General features: G+C 64.5%; 3 protein-coding genes. 2 read left to right on the top strand and 1 reads right to left on the bottom strand.

Annotated features, from left to right (window positions below; genetic code table 11):
- Positions 1–55: 55 nt before the first annotated feature.
- Both VF643_RS03945 and VF643_RS03940 read left to right on the top strand, forming a co-directional pair.
- Positions 56–709 (top strand): adenylate kinase, encoded by a 654-nt coding sequence (locus VF643_RS03945; protein WP_331042072.1) that lies wholly within the window; start codon positions 56–58, stop codon positions 707–709.
- 273 nt (positions 710–982) lie between these two features.
- Positions 983–1,180: a hypothetical protein gene (locus VF643_RS03940; protein ID WP_331042071.1), complete on the top strand. Its 198-nt coding sequence runs from the start codon at positions 983–985 to the stop codon at positions 1,178–1,180.
- Positions 1,181–1,199: 19 nt separating this feature from the next.
- On the opposite strand, the gene VF643_RS03935 is transcribed toward VF643_RS03940, so the two are convergent.
- The gene (locus VF643_RS03935; protein WP_331042070.1) at positions 1,200–1,343 is read right to left on the bottom strand and encodes a hypothetical protein; all 144 of its coding nucleotides are present in this window, start codon (positions 1,341–1,343) and stop codon (positions 1,200–1,202) included.
- Positions 1,344–1,686: the final 343 nt, after the last annotated feature.

The following is a 1,686-nucleotide window of genomic DNA, read 5'->3' as shown; positions in this document are numbered from 1 at the left end:
GGTCGTCTCCGCTAAGGCGGCGGCGAAGCTAAGCGAGATTCGGGAGAGGTCGGGCGTGAACATCATCCTTCTTGGACCGCCAGGGGCGGGCAAGGGCACCCAGGCGAGCAAGCTCGTCGCGGATCGCGGCATGGTCCAGCTTTCGACCGGCGACATGCTGCGGGCGGCCGTGAAAGCCGGGACCCCGACCGGGCAGCAGGCGAAGGCGGTGATGGAATCGGGCGGTTTGGTGTCGGACGAGATCGTCTCGGCGCTGATCGGCGAGAAGCTCGACGCGCTCGACGCGGACACGGGGGTGATCTTCGACGGCTATCCGCGAACCGCGGCGCAGGCGACCGCGCTCGACGAGCTGCTGGTGTCGCGTGGCCGGACGCTCGACTACGTCATCGAGCTGGAAGTCGACGAGGCGGCGCTGATCGAGCGTGTGACCGGGCGGTATACCTGTGCGAATTGCGGCGAGGGCTATCACGATCGGTTCAAGCAACCCAAAGTCGAGGGCGTTTGCGACGTCTGCGGATCGACCGAGTTCAAGCGCCGGCCCGACGACAATGCGGAGACGGTGCACACCCGGATGGCGGAGTATCGCGCCAAGACTGCACCGATCCTGCCGATCTACGAAGCGCGCGGTCTGGTGAAGCCGATCGACGGCATGGCGGACATTTCGCATGTCAGCACCGCGATCGACGGGATCCTCGACGGCGCTCGCTAGGCTGCGGGGACTTGGGGACGCCGATCGGTTTCTTCGTCATCCCCGCGCAGGCGGGGGTCCAGACTGGCGAGCGTTGCCTCTCACAGTTCAGCGGTAGCCAGTATGGATCCCCGCCTGCGCGGGGATGACGATGTTGGGAGGGCCATCGCCGTTCAGTCACCGCGTCAGCATCCGCCTCCCGCGTCGTAGTTAACGGATTGCTAAGCGATCCGTCGTATCTTCAATAGCGAACGTGCGACCGGGGGGTCGCTGGCGCAATCGGAGGAACCGCGGATGTTGGGGGCGATCGTATTCACCTATGGGATGTTGGCGAGCTTCGTGCTTTCGGGCGCGTCGCGTAATCGCCGGATGAAGCGCCCCAACCCGCCGATCCTCGCTTATGTCGGCTACGTCCTGTGCGGGTTGTCGGGTGGATTGGCGCTGATGCTGTTCGTCGCGGCGTTCACCACGCCGGACATCGTCGTCTTCTGATTGAGCGGCGAACGGCGGGTCAGGCGGCGCGGCGTTCGCTCACCGCGATGTCGATCTGCTTGATCAGGTCGGTGACCACCGGCGGGGTATAGGACGCGGATCGCGAGCATGATTTGGAGAGCCGCCGCTCGATCCTAGCGATTTCGCGATCCATCGGGGTCACCTGCTTGCTCCGTTGCTGCGGGAATCACCTTGGCGCGACATCGCTAACAAGCCGTGAAGATGGCGGCGTTCGGGTTCCAAGCTGCTGAGATCGCGTCACGAACTGTTTCCTCAATGGGCCGTTTGCCGGCTCGCTACGATCTCGGCGGGAGCGGAACCGATCGCTTGACACGGCGTTTGCGCGCGCTTAACTGATCCTTACTCCGACACACCGGTTCCCGGCGGCGCTTGTTTGCGCTCGCCGCAATCGTGCGTTCGGAGCTATTGCGTCGAGATGGGGCCGCGCTGCCATGCCGGATCCCGTGGAGCTAGGAGAACAAGTTCATGGCACGTATCGCGGGTGT

Origin of the sequence: Sphingomonas sp. (assembly GCF_036387595.1) — a bacterium.
Taxonomy (GTDB): Bacteria; Pseudomonadota; Alphaproteobacteria; order Sphingomonadales; family Sphingomonadaceae; genus Sphingomonas.
This window is presented reverse-complemented; position numbering and strand designations above follow the sequence as displayed.

What these genes read in the sequence shown, in the direction of transcription:
- VF643_RS03940 (WP_331042071.1), top strand. Translation starts at nt 983, where the DNA reads ATGTTGGGGGCGATCGTATTCACCTATGGGATGTTGGCGAGCTTCGTG.